The sequence below is a fragment of the Comamonas koreensis genome (assembly GCF_021026195.1).
Classification (GTDB): Bacteria; Pseudomonadota; Gammaproteobacteria; order Burkholderiales; family Burkholderiaceae_C; genus Comamonas; species Comamonas koreensis.
The window spans coordinates 50,057-64,272 of sequence record NZ_JAJNCT010000007.1 but is presented as its reverse complement, the minus strand read 5'-3'; the positions used below and the strand labels follow the sequence as shown (position 1 = coordinate 64,272).

Annotated in this window: 11 protein-coding genes and 1 riboswitch; of the genes, 9 read left to right on the top strand and 2 right to left on the bottom strand. The window is 67.0% G+C overall.

The window, feature by feature from the left end:
• Positions 1 to 7: 7 nt before the first annotated feature.
• The 9 genes from LPW39_RS07380 to LPW39_RS07340 all read left to right on the top strand — a co-directional run bounded on the left by LPW39_RS07380 (position 8) and on the right by LPW39_RS07340 (position 11,272).
• Positions 8 to 736: a DUF4198 domain-containing protein gene (locus LPW39_RS07380; protein WP_230773020.1), complete on the top strand. Its 729-nt coding sequence runs from the start codon at positions 8 to 10 to the stop codon at positions 734 to 736.
• On the top strand, positions 733 to 1,059 hold the full coding sequence (locus LPW39_RS07375; protein ID WP_230773019.1) for a DUF3649 domain-containing protein: 327 nt from the start codon (positions 733 to 735) through the stop codon (positions 1,057 to 1,059). Before LPW39_RS07380 ends, LPW39_RS07375 begins: the two co-directional genes overlap by 4 nt.
• Entirely contained in the window at positions 1,056 to 2,762 is a 1,707-nt protein-coding gene (locus tag LPW39_RS07370; RefSeq protein ID WP_230773018.1) for a PepSY-associated TM helix domain-containing protein, read from the top strand. Before LPW39_RS07375 ends, LPW39_RS07370 begins: the two co-directional genes overlap by 4 nt.
• Positions 2,759 to 3,046 (top strand): DUF3325 domain-containing protein, encoded by a 288-nt coding sequence (locus LPW39_RS07365; protein WP_230773017.1) that lies wholly within the window; start codon positions 2,759 to 2,761, stop codon positions 3,044 to 3,046. Before LPW39_RS07370 ends, LPW39_RS07365 begins: the two co-directional genes overlap by 4 nt.
• A gap of 127 nt (positions 3,047 to 3,173) precedes the next feature.
• On the top strand, positions 3,174 to 4,586 hold the full coding sequence (locus tag LPW39_RS07360) for an SWIM zinc finger family protein (protein ID WP_230773016.1): 1,413 nt from the start codon (positions 3,174 to 3,176) through the stop codon (positions 4,584 to 4,586).
• Positions 4,583 to 6,292 carry a DUF5691 domain-containing protein gene (locus tag LPW39_RS07355; protein ID WP_230773015.1) on the top strand — a complete coding sequence of 570 codons (1,710 nt, stop codon included), beginning with the start codon at positions 4,583 to 4,585 and terminating at the stop codon, positions 6,290 to 6,292. The genes LPW39_RS07360 and LPW39_RS07355 overlap by 4 nt, the downstream gene beginning before the upstream one ends.
• Before the next feature lie 43 nt (positions 6,293 to 6,335).
• Entirely contained in the window at positions 6,336 to 7,418 is a 1,083-nt protein-coding gene (locus LPW39_RS07350; RefSeq protein WP_230773014.1) for an ATP-binding protein, read from the top strand.
• A gap of 48 nt (positions 7,419 to 7,466) precedes the next feature.
• On the top strand, positions 7,467 to 10,028 hold the full coding sequence (locus LPW39_RS07345) for a DUF5682 family protein (protein WP_230773013.1): 2,562 nt from the start codon (positions 7,467 to 7,469) through the stop codon (positions 10,026 to 10,028).
• Between the two features lie 122 nt (positions 10,029 to 10,150).
• Positions 10,151 to 11,272 (top strand): VWA domain-containing protein, encoded by a 1,122-nt coding sequence (locus LPW39_RS07340; RefSeq protein ID WP_230773203.1) that lies wholly within the window; start codon positions 10,151 to 10,153, stop codon positions 11,270 to 11,272.
• A gap of 75 nt (positions 11,273 to 11,347) precedes the next feature.
• On the opposite strand, the gene LPW39_RS07335 is transcribed toward LPW39_RS07340, so the two are convergent.
• On the bottom strand, positions 11,348 to 12,082 hold the full coding sequence (locus LPW39_RS07335) for an aspartate/glutamate racemase family protein (RefSeq protein WP_021027627.1): 735 nt from the start codon (positions 12,080 to 12,082) through the stop codon (positions 11,348 to 11,350).
• A 15-nt stretch (positions 12,083 to 12,097) separates the two neighbouring features.
• On the bottom strand, positions 12,098 to 13,630 hold the full coding sequence (locus LPW39_RS07330) for an NCS1 family nucleobase:cation symporter-1 (RefSeq protein WP_230773011.1): 1,533 nt from the start codon (positions 13,628 to 13,630) through the stop codon (positions 12,098 to 12,100).
• Between the two features lie 418 nt (positions 13,631 to 14,048).
• Positions 14,049 to 14,214, top strand: a riboswitch (yybP-ykoY riboswitch).
• Positions 14,215 to 14,216 lie beyond the last annotated feature (2 nt).

The following is a 14,216-nucleotide window of genomic DNA, read 5'->3' as shown; positions in this document are numbered from 1 at the left end:
AGAGCATATGTTGAAGAAATCCCTGTCTGCCCTGAGCCTGGCCGTGCTGGCCATGTCCGCCCAAGCCCACCAGATCTGGCTGGAGCCTGCCGGTGCAGACCATGCCGTGGTGCTGCGCTTTGGCGAGTTTGGCGACAACCTGCGTGAAGCATCCCCCGGCCTGCTGGACCACTTTGGCAAGCCCCAGGGCGTGCTGATCAACGCCAAGGGCGAGGAAAAGGCCGCTGCCGGCAACAAGACCGCCAATGGCTTTACCTTGCCGTTCAACGTCCAGGAGGGTGTCTCCATCGTCGCTGAAGACGCCAACTATCCGCTGTCCAAGTTCAAGCGCGATGGCAAGGATGTCACCAACTGGTACCACCCCGCTGCACGCCTGGTCACCGGCTTTGCCGCGCAAAAGCCCAAGCTGGCGCTGGACCTGACCCCGACCGGCAAGGACGGTGAGTTCAAGGCCACCTTCAAGGGCCAGCCGCTGCCCAAGACCCAGGTCGCCGTGGTCACCCAATCGGGCTGGATGAAAGAGGGCCACACCGATGCCCAAGGCCTGGTGCATTTCGACCTGCCATGGCAAGGCCAGTACGTGGCCGAGATCAAGCACAACGACCGCACGCCCGGCGAACGCGCTGGCGAAAAGTACGACGGCGTGAGCTATGTGACCTCGGTCACCTACGTGAAGCCTGAGGGCGTGGCCCCTGTGGCTGCCGGCCCCGTGGCAACGCCCAACCCGGCCAAATGACCAGCCAAGTGCTGAGCGGCGCCTTGCGCGCCGCGCTGGCCAAGGCCTGCCAGGTCGGCCCGCTGCTGTCACGCATCGCCGCCGCCATTGGCGGCGGCTACGCGCTGGCGGCCGTGGCCAGCGTGGCCGTGCTGGCCTTGCCCATGGCCAAACCCCAGGCCGTGCTGGCCGGCACCATGGCCAGCTTTCTGGTCTACACCGGCGCGGTGATCTGGGTGTTCGCGGTGCGTTCGGCCACCCGTGCCTGGGTGGGGCTGCTGCTGGCCGCGATACCGCTGCTGCTGGCCGCCTGGCCGGTATGGAATGGAGTGACTCCGGCATGACTGCCATTGATAAAAAAGATAGCAAACCGAGCAAACCAGCGGTACGCGGCATTCGCCAGACCATGTCCGACCTGCACATCTGGGCTGGGCTGCTGGTGGGCTGGATCCTGTATGCGATGTTCCTCACCGGCACGGTGAGCTACTTCAAGGAAGAGATTTCGCAGTGGATGCGGCCCGAGCTGGCCCACCAGGCCGTGGTGCCCGATGCTGCCGAAGTGGCACCGCGCGTGGCGCAGGTGCTGGAGCAAGTGGCCCCTGGCAGCAACCAGTGGAGCCTGGGCATGCCCGATGCGCGCAACAACGTCGTGAGCGCGTTCTGGCGCATTGCCAAGCCCGAAAAGGGCGAGCGCGGCTTTGGCAGCGCGGTGTTCGATCCGCAGACCGGCCAGAAGGTAGCCGGCCGCGAGACCGTGGGTGGTGAGTTCTTCTACCGTTTCCACTTCCAGTTTCATTACATGCCCGTGCTTTGGGCCCGCTGGCTGGCCAGTTTCTGCGCCATGTTCATGCTGGTGGCCATTGTCAGCGGCGTGATCACGCACAAGAAGATCTTTGTCGACTTCTTCACCTTCCGCTGGGGCAAGGGCCAGCGCTCCTGGCTGGATGCGCACAATGCGCTGTCGGTCTTCGGGCTGCCTTTCCACGCGATGATTACCTATACCGGCCTGGTCACCTTGATGGCCATGACCATGCCCTGGGCCAGCAGCGCCGCCTTCAAGACCCAGGCCGAGCGCCAGGCCATGCAAAGCGAGCTGAGTGCCTTCATCCCCGCAGGCAAGCCCAGTGGGGTGGCCGCGCCGTTGGCTCCCCTGGGCGACATGGTGCGCCAGGCCCAGCAGCGCTGGGGCGAGGACCGCATTGGCCGCGTCACCGTCAACAACGCCGGCGATGCCTCGGCGCGCGTGATCGTCACCTATGGTGATTTCGAGCGCGTGTCGATCAGCCCCAAATACATGCTGTTCGAGGGCAGCACCGGCAAGCTGCTGGAGGTCAAGGACCAGGTCGGCGCGGCGGCGGAGACGCGTGGCGTGCTCTATGCGCTGCACCTGGGCCGCTTTGGCGATACCACCGTGCGCTGGCTCTACTTTCTCACCAGTCTGGCGGGCACGGCCATGGTGGGCACCGGCCTGGTGATGTGGACCGTCAAGCGCCGCACCAAGCTGCCCAACCCGGACAAGCCTTACTTTGGCTTCTGGCTGGTGGAGCGGCTGAACATTGCCGCGATTGCGGGGCTGAGTATCGGCATGGCCGCCATGCTCTGGGCCAACCGCTTGCTGCCGCTGGGCATGGAAAAGCGCAGCGACTGGGAGATCCACTGGTTCTTCATCCTCTGGGGTGCCAGCCTGGTCTGGGCCATGCTGCGGCCTGCCAAGCGCGCCTGGGTGGAGCTGCTCTGGGCCGGGTGCGCGGCGCTGGCCTTGCTGCCGGTCCTCAATGTGCTGACCACCGACCGGCCGCTGTGGCGCAGCCTGATCGAGGGTGACTGGGTGTTCACCGGGCTGGAGTTGACCTTGCTGGCGCTGGCCGCGCTGCATGCCTGGCTGGCGATCCGCACCTGGCGCCACCAACCCAAGCGCAAGCCGCAGCGCCAGGCGGCGCCACGGCAAGCGCCTGCCGCCCGTGCTGCCGATAGTGGCGGCGTGGCCGTCAATACGGTGGCTGCCAATGCTGCTATTGCGCCCGATTTGCAGGAGGCCCGGCCATGAACCACCTCGCCATTCAGCTGGTGTCGCTGCCCGCGTTTGCACTGCTGGCGCTGGCCATGGACCGCCACCAGCTCGACCTGTTGGGCCGTGAGCTGCCACCCGGCCCAACCCGGCGCCTGCGCCTGGCCGGCTGGCTGGCGTTGCTGGCCTCGCTGGCGATTGCCGTGGGGCTCAAGGGCTGGTCGCTGGGCCTGGTCACCTGGTGCGGCCATATCTCGCTCAGCGCCGCCATCGTCATCCTCACGATGGTGGCCTGGGAACGCCGCAAATCTGTAAAAAAGTGAGACGCCAGGCGGGTGGGAGGCCCGTCTTGCATCATTTCGTCTTGGACCCTGCCTACAATCGTGCGATGCCGCTAGTAATAAATCTATAAAGCGGATTACTAACAGATTGAACGGAAGGGGAGGCGGTTTGTCACGTGTCTTAGCAACCGAAGCCGAGGTGGTGGCGCTGTCCCCGGATGCCTCTTCCACCAAGGCGGCACAAGGGTTGAAGAACCCCAGCAAATGGCCCAGCCTGGGCTGCAACGAAACGGCAGCCTGGGGCGAATGCCAGGGCAGCGGCTCCAAGCCCTACCAGACCCAGGTCGATCTGAGCGGGCCCTCCTTCAAGTGCTCTTGCCCGAGCCGCAAATTCCCCTGCAAACATGGCCTGGCGCTGATGCTGCTGCGCGCTGCCGGCCAGGTGGCCGACAATGCCGAGCCGCCCGCCTGGGTCAGCGCCTGGCTGGACAGCCGCGCTGAAAAAGCCGAGAAAAAAGAAGCCAAGGCCGCCGCCATTGCGGCCGCCCCGCCGCCCGATCCCGAGGTACTGGCCAAGCAACAGGCCAAGCGCGACGACAAGCGCTGGGACAAGGTGGCCGCCGGCATGCAGGAGCTGCAGCTGTGGATGCAGGACATGCTGCGCAACGGCCTGGCCAATCTCTCGGGCGACCACCAGGCGCGCCAGCACTGGAACACCATGGCCGCGCGCATGGTCGATGCGCAGGCCAGCGGCATGGCCGCCCGCATCAAGGAGGCCTGGGAGCTGGTGGACAGCCACCCGCAATGGTCGCGTGACCTGCTGGTGCAGCTGGGCCACTGGCAGTTGCTGGCCGATGCGGTGGCACGCCGCGATGCCCTGAGCGCCGAGACCCGTGCCGATGTGATGGCCGCGCTGGGCTGGCCCATGGACAAGGCCGAAGTGCAGGCGCGCGGCCAGGTGGTGGCCGACGACTGGCGGGTGGTAGGCCTGCGCCAGATCGAGCGCGAAGGCCGCTTGCTGGAGCGCCGCGTATGGCTGCAAGGCCAGCACAGCGGGCGCATCGCCTGGTTGCTGGATTACGCCCAGGGCGGGCGTGGTTTTGAGACCGCCTGGGTGCCGGCGCAAAGCTACCGGGGCAGCCTGCATTTCTACCCCGGACAGGCACCGCTGCGCGCCATCGCGGGGGCTGATATCGAACTGCTGGCGCCCGGCGCTGGCGCCCCGTTGGGCGAGGGCGCATGGCGCGATGCGTTGGCGCAGCTGAGCCAGCGCATTGCCGCCAATCCCTTGCAGCCGGTGCAGCCGCTGTGGTGCGGCCAGGCGCGTCTGCAGGTCAGCGCGGGCCAGTGGTATGCGGTCTGGCCGCAAGGGGACGCGGCCGCCGCGCTGGTGCCGCTGGCCGTGGCCGATGACCATGCCTGGCAACTGCAGGCGCTCGGTGGTGGCGCGCCGATGGCGCTGTTTGGCGAATGGGAGGGCGGCCAGCAGTCAGGGCGCTGGCGCCTGCTCAGTGCCTGGCAGGCCGGCGATGGCCAGGCGCCTTGGACCAACATCTGGCAGAACCGGGGTGAAGTGCTGTGAGCCATGCAAATCTTTGGGCTGCGTTGCAGCAATCGGCGCTCGTGGGCGCCGAGCGGCTGGCGCTGCCAGCCATCTTTACGCAGGGCATCGACCGCACAGCGCCCGCCAGCCAGCAGGCGCTGCAGGCGGCGCTGCTGCTGCCGGCAGACAGCAAGGCGGTGCAGCTGCTGCGCGCCACCGCTGTGGCTGCGGTGCTGGAGCGCGCCGGTTGGCGCCCCGCAACGCCCGCTGCGGCGGCGCTAGCCGCCGCCTTGCCGCCACCGGCGGCTGAATCGCGCCCGGCGCCGCAGGGCGAGCCGCTGTTGCGCCTGCTCGGCGAGGTGCTGCAGGGCAATGCGCCCGAGCTGCTGGCGCTGGCCTTGGCCAGCCTCGATGAGGCCGGCCAGCGCCTGCCCTATGCGCTGCTGGTGGATGCGCTGCACCAGGGCCGCCAATCGGTGGAACTGCGCCAGTGGCTGACCCCGGTGCTGGGCGAGCGCGGCCGCTGGCTGGCCGCCCAGAACCCGCAATGGGCCTATGCCCACGGCGTGCAAGAGACGGCCGATGCCGAGCAGATCTGGCAGGAAGGCTCGCTAGAGCAGCGCGTGGCCTTGTTGCAGCAGCAGCGTGCCACGGACCCGGCAGGCGCCCGCGCACGGCTGGAGGCCAGCCTCAAGGAGCTGGGCGCCCGCGAGCGTGCGCCCATGGTGCAGAGCCTGGCGCGCGGCTTGTCGGCAGACGATGAGGCCTTGCTGGAAAAGCTGCTGGGCGACCGCAGCAAGGAAGTGCGCGAATCGGCCGCCAGCCTGCTGGCCCGCCTGCCGCACAGCCCGCACAGCCAGCGCATGGGCGCCGCGCTGCAGGCGATGCTGAGCCAGGATGCCAAGGGCGAGTGGCAGATCGAGCCACCCCAAGAGGGCCACAAGGACTGGGAGCGCGACGGCGTCACCTTGCAGCCGCCCGCCTATATCAAGGGCCATCGCGCCTGGTGGCTGCAGCAGCTGGTGGAGCTCACGCCCCTCGATTTCTGGCACCGCCATCTGGACAAGACGCCCGAGCAGCTCTGGGAATGGAGCCGGCGCAGCGACTGGAAAAGCGCGCTGCGCCAGGGCTGGATCGCGGCTTTGCGTGCGCAGCGCGATGTGCGCTGGCTGCCGCTGATCCAGAGCATGGAGAGCGACTCGCGCAGCAGCGATGTGCTGCCGCTGCTGATGGCCGAGCTGAGCGCCGAAGAACGCGAAACCCAGTGGCTGGCCCAACTGCAGGCCAAGCTGGGCAAGAGCGCCTTCATCGAGGCCATCCACCGCATAGACGAGAGCATGGCGCGCACTGCCTTGCTGTCGCCTGCGATGTCCAGCTGGTTGCTGGAGGCCTTGCTCAGCACCTTGCAGGCGCGCCAGCCTGCGGGCAACTGGCACAGCTGGCAGGCTGACCATGCCATTCTGGCCTGCGCACGCCGCCTGCAGGTGGTTGACCTGGAGCGCTTTGCGCAGCTGTGGCGTGCGCCACGGGCGGCAGCGCCGGCCGAGCCCACGGCAACCGACGACGCCGCCGCGCTGGTGGTGCCCGAGGGCAGCAGCGAGGCCGACATCGCCAAGCTCAAGCAGGAGCAGCAAGCGCGCCTGGAGCGCTCGCGTCTGCGCCCCTGGGATGACGAGCAGGTGCTCGCCCAACTCAACCGCATTGTCGATCTGCGCCTGGCGCTGCAAGCGGCCCAGCCCGCCTGATGGCGCCCACCCCGAACCTTTTGATCTCTACCGGAAGCACACCATGAGCCAAGTACTACGCCAGCACGCCGAGCAGCAATTTGCCGAAGAACTAGATGCCCTGCAAAAGGCCGATGACCGTCCGCGTCCGCCCAACTGGAAGCTCTCGCCCTGGGCCGTGCTGCAGTACCTGATGGGTGGCAAGCTGAGCAATGGTTTTGAAGTGAGCGCAAAGTACATCGGCAGCCCACGCCTGATGGAGATTGCCGTCTCGACCCTGGCCACCGACCGCGCACTGCTGCTGTACGGCGTGCCCGGCACGGCCAAGTCCTGGGTGTCCGAGCATCTGTCGGCGGCAGTGAGTGGCGACTCGACCATGCTGATCCAGGGCACGGCCGGCACCAGCGAAGAGCAGTTGCGCTACGGCTGGAACTATGCCCAGCTGCTGGCCCATGGCCCCTCCGAAAAAGCGCTGATCCCCAGCCCGCTGGTGCATGCGATGAAGCTGGGCAAGATCGCCCGCATCGAAGAGCTGACCCGCATCCCCGCCGATGTGCAGGACACCTTGATCACCGTGCTGTCCGAAAAGACCTTGCCGGTGCCCGAACTCTCGACCGAGTTCCAGGCCGTTGCCGGCTTCTCGGTGATCGCCACGGCCAACAACCGCGACAAGGGTGTCAACGAGCTGTCGAGCGCCTTGAAGCGCCGCTTCAACACCGTCGTGCTGCCCGTGCCTGCGTCGCAGGATGAGGAGGTGCAGATCGTCACCAAGCGCGTGGGCGAGCAAAGCCGCGCGCTGCAGCTGCCTGCCGAGGCCCCGGCGCTGGAAGAAGTGCGCCGCGTGGTGCAGATCTTCCGCGAGCTGCGCAATGGCCAGACCGAAGATGGCAGGACCGTGCGCATCAAGTCGCCCAGCTCCACCTTGTCGACCGCCGAGGCGATCTCGGTGATCAACAGCGGCATGGCGCTGGCCGGCCATTTTGGCGATGGCGTGCTGCGTGCGCATGATGTCGCCTCCGGCCTGCTGGGTGCTGTCATCAAGGACCCGGTGCAGGACAGCGTGGTCTGGAAGGAATACCTGGAGACCGTGGTCAAAGAACGTGCCGAATGGAAAGACCTGTACCGCGCCTGCCGCGAGCAAATCTAAGCAGCTGACACCGTTCTTCTTCTGTCCCCGACAACGCTGACCGAGCCCATGGCCACTTCTGCTGACAACGTCCATTTCTTTGGCATTCGCCACCACGGCCCCGGCTGTGCGCGCAGCCTGGTGCAAGCGCTGGCGCAACTGCAGCCCGACTGCCTGCTGGTGGAAGGCCCGCCCGAAGGCGAGGCCTTGCTGCCCATGCTGCGCAGTGCCGAGCTGCGCCCGCCAGTGGCCATGCTGGTGTACATGCAGGACGAGCCCAGCCAGGCGGCGTTCTACCCCTTTGCCGAGTTCTCGCCCGAGTGGCAGGCGCTGCAATGGGCGAGCGAGCAGGGGGTGGCCACGCGCTTTATCGACCTGCCCCAGACCCATGCGATGGCCCAGGACTGGGCACGGCGCCAGGCGCTGAAAACGCCGGAGCCTGCGCAAGACGTGGATGGCGAAGAGGGCGAGGACGATGCGGTGGCGGCAGCGGACGAGGCGCCAGGCGATGCCGCCGAGGCCAGCGCCGACACGGCCCCGGTCGCGGATGTGGACAGCGATGCAGCGGATACCACTGCGCCCCCGCAGGCGCCGATGCGCGACCCGCTCGACTGGCTCGCCCATGCGGCCGGCTTTGAGGATGGCGAGAGCTGGTGGAACCGCCTGGTGGAAGAGCGCGGCAACAGCGAAGCGCTGTTTACCAGCATCAACGAGGCCATGACGGCGGTGCGCAGCGAACTGGGCGACGAGGGCGAGGCCTGGCGCGGCCCCCACTATGTGCTGCGCGAGGCCCAGCGGGAGGCGCATATGCGCCAGTGCATCCGAGAGGCAGTCAAGGCCGGCTACCAGCGCATTGCCGTGGTCTGCGGCGCCTGGCATGTGCCGGCCCTGCAGCAAAGCACCACCGCCAAGGCCGACAGCGCCGTGCTCAAGGGCCTGCCCAAGGCCAAGGTGCTGGCAACCTGGGCGCCCTGGACCTACCGCAACCTGGCCAGCCGCAGCGGCTATGGCGCAGGCGTCACCTCGCCGGGCTGGTACGAGCATCTCTGGCAGTGCTACAGGGCCGATGCGGCCCTGGCACAGCAAGCGGCAGAAGGCCTGGCCGTACCTGCCCGCAGCGCGCGTGATGCCGCCACCTTGCGCACCGCAGGCTGGCTGACCCGCGTGGCACGCCTGCTGCGCGACAAGGACCTGGACTGCTCCAGCGCCCACATCATCGAGGCCACCCGTTTGGCCGAAGGCCTGGCTGCCATGCGTGGCCAGCCGATACCCGGGCTGCAGGAGATCAACGAGGCCATCGTCACGGTGGTCTGCATGGGAGAGACCGCGCCGCTGAACCTGATCGACGACGAGCTCACCGTCGGCCATGTGCTGGGCACGGTGCCCGCCGATGTGCCGCAGGTGCCCTTGCAACGCGATAGCGAGCAGCAGCAGAAATCGCTGCGCATGAAGCCCGAGGCGGCCAGCAAGCTGCTGGCCTTGGATCTGCGCAAGGAAACCGACCTGGCGCGCAGCCATTTTCTGCACCGCCTGCGCTTGTTGGGCATTGGCTGGGGTACGCGTGCGGCCGATGCACAGCGCAACCGTGGCACCTTCCGCGAGAGCTGGCAGATGCAGTGGGAGCCAGAGCTGGCCGTGCGCATCATCGAGGCCAGCGTGCATGGCGCCACCGTGGCGCAGGCCGCCACCGCGCGCCTGCGCGCCAGCCTCTCGCCCGATACGCCCTTGCCGGAGATTGCGCAGGCCATTGATGACGCGCTGCTGGCGAACTTGCCGCAACTGGTCGAGTCGCTGATTGCCACCCTGGCCGAGCGCGCGGCCACCACCGGCGATGTGGCCCAGCTGCTGCAGGCGCTGCCGCCGCTGGCCAATGTGTACCGCTATGGCAGCGTGCGCCAGACCGATACCGCCTTGCTGGCCACGGTCATCGATTCGCTGGTGCTGCGCGCCGCCATTGGCTTGCCAGTGGCCTGTATGGCGATGGACGAAGAGGCCGCTGCAGCGATGAAGGGCAAGGTACTGGCCGCGCACGAGGCACTGCGCTTGCGCGGCACCGATGCCCAGGCCGCCGTGGACGCCTGGCGCGCCGCGCTGCGCAGCCTGGCGATGGGCGATGCCGCTGCGGCCTTGCTGCGCGGCATGGCCTGCCGGCTGCTGCTCGACGAGCATCTGCTGGACAGCGCCGAGGTGGTGCTGCAGTTCAACCGCAACCTCTCGCTGGGCGCGGCGCCGCTGGATGTGGCAGCCTGGCTGGATGGCTTTTTGAACCAGCAGGCGCTGGTGCTGCTGCACGACGAAGCGATCTGGGGCGCCGTCGATGCCTGGCTGGCCGGGTTGGGCGAAGTGCAGTTTGCGCAGATTTTGCCGCTGGTGCGGCGCAGCTTTGCCAACTTCAGCAAGCATGAGCGCCAGAGCCTGGGCGACAAGGCCCGGCGCGCGCCGGTGGGCGGTGCGGCCGCGCCTGCCGCTGCGTTGGCTGCCGGGGATGACGATTCGCCCTGGGACGAGGCGCGCGCCGTGCTGGCGCTGCCGCTGCTCAACACCCTGCTGGGGCTGGAGCTGCCGCCCGAGTTGCTGGCGCAGATCGCCGCTGCCTCGGCCCCCCACAACGACGCCCCCACGCTGGAGTGATGACGATGACGATGACGAATGCCACCCATCCCGCGCCAGGCACGGCGCAAGACGATAGCCAAACCCTGGCAGCCGACGCGGCAGAGGCGCTGCAGCCGACCACCCGCTTGCAGCGCTGGCGCATGGTGCTGGGCAGCCCGGCCGATGCCAGCTGCGGGACCGTGGGCGGGCGCCTGCAGGAGATGGACCAGGCGCTGGCCGCGCTCTACGAGGGCGACAGCCAGCTCGGTTCGCGCAAGGGCGGCCGGGGCAATTCTTCGCCGTCGGTGTCGCGCTGGCTGGGCGATATCCGCAAGTACTTTCCCAGCCAGGTGGTGCAGGTGATGCAGCGCGACGCGATGGAACGCCTGCAGCTGCGCGAGTTGCTGCTGCAGCCCGAGATGCTGGAGAACGTGCAGCCCGATGTGCACCTGGTGGCCAACCTGATTTCGCTGGACTCGGTCATCCCGCAAAACACCAAGGCCACCGCGCGCCTGGTGGTGCGCAAGGTGGTGGACGAGCTGATGAAAAAGCTCGAAGAGCCGATGCGCAGCGCCGTGGCCGGCGCGCTGGACCGCAGCCAGCGCAACCGCCGCCCGCGCCATGCCGAGATCGACTGGAACCGCACAATACGCGCCAACCTGCGCCACTGGCAGCCCGAATACAAGACCATCGTCCCCGAAACCTTGATCGGCTACGGTCGCAAGGCGCGCCGCCCGCAGCGCGAGGTGATTCTGTGCATCGACCAAAGCGGCTCCATGGCCAACTCGGTGGTCTATTCCAGCATCTTTGGTGCGGTCATGGCCAGCCTGCCTGCGGTCGCCACCAAGCTGGTGGTGTTTGACACGGCCGTGGTGGACTTGACGGAAAAGCTCGACGACCCGGTCGATGTGCTGTTTGGCGTGCAGCTGGGCGGCGGCACCGACATCAATGGTGCCGTGGGCTACTGCCAGAGCCTGATCAGCGAACCGCGCAACACCATCCTGGTGCTGATCTCGGACCTGTACGAGGGGGGAGTGGAGTCAGGCCTGCTGCGCCGCGCCAATGAGCTGGTGGAATCGGGCGTGCAGTTCATCACCTTGCTGGCGCTGAGCGACGAAGGCGCCCCTGCCTACGATGCTGCACTGGCCGCCAAACTGGCCGCCTTGGGCGTGCCGTCCTTTGCCTGCACGCCCGATGCCTTCCCGCAGCTGATGGCCGCTGCGATCCGCCGCGATGATGTGGCTGCCTGGGCGGCGACCCAGGGCTTCAAGACCAGCCAATAACGGCCAGCAGCGGCCAGAAAAAAGCCCTGCGGAGCAGGGCGGTTGGAGTAAACAGGGATGGGTGGTTGAAGACGTTCAGCGGCCCAGCGAATCGGGCAGCGGAAAGCCGGTAATCCGCTTGGCGCGCGGCGGTGCATAGGTGCGCACCTTGGAGGTCTTGAGGCCCAGGCGCACCAGCGATTCGGCGATCGTCACTGCGGCGGCCACGCCATCGACCACGGGCACGCCGGTGCGGCTGCGTACCTTGTCTTCGAGCTCGGCCATGCCGCCGCAGCCCAGGCAGATGACTTCGGCATGGTCCTCTTCAACAGCCTTGGCGGCCTGCTGCACGATGGCATCGACCGCGCGCTCGGGCTGGCTCTCCAGCTCCAGCACGGCCATGCCGCTGGCGCGCACCGAGGCGCAGCGCGCATCCAGCCCGGCCAGCTTGAGCCGGTCTTCGATCAGCGGCACGGCCCGGTCCAGGGTGGTGACCACGGCGTATTTGTGGCCCAGGAACATGGCGGTCGATGCCGCTGCCTCGGTGATGTCCACCACCGGCACCTCCAGCAGCTCTTGCAGGCCTTCGCGGCCATGCTCGCCGTAGCCGGCCTGGATGACGGCATCAAAGGGCTGGTCATAGCGCATCACCGCATCCATCACACCGACAGCGCAGAGGTAGCTCTCAAAATTGCCCTCCACCGATTCGGCGCCAAAGCGCGGGGTGAGGGCGACGATCTCGGTGCCCGGAGCGGCGGCCCGGCGCGCCTGGGCGCCGATGGCCTCGGTCATGCTCTCGGTGGTGTTGACGTTCACGATCAGAATGCGCATGCAAAAAACTCCGTCTCAATGTTGGGCATGGTTCACGGCAATGGCCTCGCCGTCCTGGTCTTCATAGTGCTGGCCCTTGGGGGTCAGCAGCCAGTAGAACAGGCCGCCGAGCCCGGCTGCAATGAACCACGAGAAATGGGACACCGACTCCAGCGCCGGCAGAAAGGCGAACAGCAGCGCAATCAGCGCCGAGGGCACTAGGGCCTGGATGGCGCGGCGGTTGACACCGTTTTGGTAATGGTAAGGGCCACGGTGGTCATCGCTGTACAGCGCAGGCACATGCACGCGCTCCTTGCGGATCAGCCAGTAGTCGGCCATCACGATGCCGAACAGTGGGCCCAGGAAGGAGCCCAGGCCACCGAGGAAATACAGGATCACCAGCGGCGAATCGTAGAGGTTCCAGGGCAGGATCACAAAGCCCAGGATGGCGCTGACCAGCGCGGCGCGGCGGAAGTTGAGCTGGCGCGGCAGCAGGTTGGCCAGGGCCAGCGCGGGGGCGACAAAGTTGGCCATCAGGTTGACGGCGATGGTCAGAATCAGCAGCGACAGGCTGGCCAGGATCAGCAGTGGCTTGTTGGGGATCTTTTCGACGATGTCGGTGGGGCTCAGGATCAGGGTGCCATCGATGGCCAGTTGGCCGCCGGTCAGCACGACGACGATCAGGCCGAAGATCAGCATGTTGATGGGGATGCCCCAGAAGTTGCCCTTGACCACGGCGCTGCGCGAGGTGGCGCCCCGGGTGAAGTCACAGAAATTGAGCACAAAGGTGCCGTAGATGGCGACCCACAGCGAGGCCGCACCCATGATCTGCACCCACATCGCCCCACCGGTGCTGGGCTGGGGCGCCGTCCACTGGATCCTGCCGCCCGAGCTGTACAGCACCCAGCCGGCCAGCGCGATGAAGGTCACCAGAATCACCGGGCCTGCAAAGGCCTCGTACTTGCGGATGCTCTCCATGCCCCAGCAGGCAATCATCGTCTGCACCACCCACAGCAGGCTGAAGCTGATCCAGCCCAGCACCGGCAGGCCCAGCACATGGTGCGCGAGCAGCGCCTGCAGGCTGGGGAAGAGGGTGATCAGCAGCACATCGAGCACCTTGGAGGCCAAGTAGGTCTGGATGCCGAACCAGGCAATCGCGACACCGCCCCGGATCAGCGCCGGGATCTGCGCGCCCCGGGTGCCAAAGCTGATGCGGCTCATCACCGGAAAAGGTACGCCGGTCTTGGGGCCCATGAAGCCCGACAAGGTCAGCAGCACAAACAGCAGGCCGGCGCCCATCATCAGCGCCGTCAGAATCTGCCAGCCGCCCAGGCCCAGCGCAAACAGGCCGATGGCAAAGGCGTAGTTGCCCAGGCTGTGCACATCATTGGCCCAGAGCGTGAACAGGCTGTAGGCGCCCCAGGACCGGCTGTCTTTTTTGGTGGGAGCCAGGTCCTTGTTGTAGAGCGAGGGGCATACACCGGCGGGCAAATCGGTGGTGGCTGCGGGCCGCTGCTGGGCGGGGTTGAAGGCTAAGCCTGCGTTCTGGGCTGCTGCAAGATCGGTCATTGACATCCTTGGATCGGGCGCATCCAGGTGCGCCTTAGTAACGGCCTGGCGGCCAGCATTGTCTCGTCATGTGCGCGGGTCCATGCATGGCATGTGCAGCAGCAAAGCGGGGCCTCAATGGCTATGCTTTGTGTGCACATATGCATACATTAAGTGTATACAAAGCGTCCAAAAATGAACTAGGGCCAACCCTGGGGTGCGCGCCACGGCTGTTGCGTGGGAGACGCGCCGGCCGCCGCTGTCAGAGGGCGCCCTGGCACCGCGCGTGTACATCAGCTTGCGCTTGTTTCGGCCTGTAGCTGTCTCTGGGCTGCCGTGCCAATGCTGTGCAAGAGATGGAAATACGATCTATTTCTAAAGAGCTTGGCCCCTTTGGGGCCATGCGCCCCGAAGCGCTGCGCAAGGTTTAGACTGCGGTCTCCCTTGGGGAGTAGCCTGCTTCCGCGCTGGAAGCGTCTGCGTCAACATACTCAGCATTTCGCATGCTGTGGCGCAGACATCCGTTCTTCGGTTGGCGAGACCATCGGCATGCCAGCACGACCTCGGTCGGGCAGTGGTGGCATGCCGCTGTGCTCATGCCCGACTG

What these genes read in the sequence shown, in the direction of transcription:
- LPW39_RS07380 (WP_230773020.1), top strand. Translation starts at nt 8, where the DNA reads ATGTTGAAGAAATCCCTGTCTGCCCTGAGCCTGGCCGTGCTGGCCATG.
- LPW39_RS07375 (WP_230773019.1), top strand. Translation starts at nt 733, where the DNA reads ATGACCAGCCAAGTGCTGAGCGGCGCCTTGCGCGCCGCGCTGGCCAAG.
- LPW39_RS07370 (WP_230773018.1), top strand. Translation starts at nt 1,056, where the DNA reads ATGACTGCCATTGATAAAAAAGATAGCAAACCGAGCAAACCAGCGGTA.
- LPW39_RS07365 (WP_230773017.1), top strand. Translation starts at nt 2,759, where the DNA reads ATGAACCACCTCGCCATTCAGCTGGTGTCGCTGCCCGCGTTTGCACTG.
- LPW39_RS07350 (WP_230773014.1), top strand. Translation starts at nt 6,336, where the DNA reads ATGAGCCAAGTACTACGCCAGCACGCCGAGCAGCAATTTGCCGAAGAA.
- LPW39_RS07345 (WP_230773013.1), top strand. Translation starts at nt 7,467, where the DNA reads ATGGCCACTTCTGCTGACAACGTCCATTTCTTTGGCATTCGCCACCAC.
- LPW39_RS07340 (WP_230773203.1), top strand. Translation starts at nt 10,151, where the DNA reads ATGGTGCTGGGCAGCCCGGCCGATGCCAGCTGCGGGACCGTGGGCGGG.
- LPW39_RS07335 (WP_021027627.1), bottom strand. Translation starts at nt 12,082, where the DNA reads ATGCGCATTCTGATCGTGAACGTCAACACCACCGAGAGCATGACCGAG.
- LPW39_RS07330 (WP_230773011.1), bottom strand. Translation starts at nt 13,630, where the DNA reads ATGACCGATCTTGCAGCAGCCCAGAACGCAGGCTTAGCCTTCAACCCC.